The sequence below is a fragment of the Pseudomonas sp. FME51 genome (assembly GCF_014897305.1).
Genome location: NZ_JABUYN010000045.1, coordinates 1 through 742 on the forward strand (window position 1 = coordinate 1; position 742 = coordinate 742).

At 36.9% G+C, this 742-nt stretch carries 1 protein-coding gene; it reads left to right on the top strand.

The window, feature by feature from the left end; genetic code table 11:
* Window positions 1–497: 497 nt before the first annotated feature.
* A partial coding sequence (gene tssD / locus INT39_RS22315) for a type VI secretion system tube protein TssD (RefSeq protein WP_193076151.1) occupies window positions 498–742 on the top strand: 245 nt, incomplete at its 3' end.

Genomic DNA, 742 nt, shown 5'->3' on the forward strand with positions numbered 1-742 from the left:
TGGGTGATATTTCTGTCTCTATTTAAAGGGATCTTCTGCGATACACTAAATTTTAGGTGCGCATTTTTTGTCCTTTGAAATTAAAAATCGTAGTTTGCTTATTATTCTGAAAATAGGGTTATTTTTCCCTTATAAATCAATATTGTTACAATTTGAAATAAAATACACATTTTGTTACATATTAAAAATCCATGTACATTAGAACTGACTGGCTTTAGCGAGATTTCGGACATTTACGAAAGTGAATCATATAAGTAAATACACTTATTTGAAGAAACGAAAGCAGTAAATAACGTCTGAACAATTATTTTACGCTAAGTCACTTATCCTACGAGGATACAACGTCCTTCTTTTCCGTCACTCCCTTTACTTCCCCTTAAAATTACTTAAGCTACTCTAATCAAATCGCGGTGCGCACTGGCTGATTTTTTGAAAAGGACATCAACAATAATCGTTTTGTTGAGAAACAATTACTGATAGTTAATTAAGGACTTGCCATGCCAACTCCCTGCTATATCTCCATTGAAGGAAAAACCCAAGGTAATATTACTGCGGGTGCATTTACGGCTGAATCAGTAGGAAATATTTATGTTCAAGGCCACGAAGATGACATGCTGGTGCAAGCATTCTCTCATGTAGTGACTGTGCCCACTGATCCGCAATCAGGTCAGCCTTCAGGTCAACGTGCGCATAAACCTTTCCGTTTTACGGTGGCGTTAAACAAAGCGGTTCCTCTGCTGTA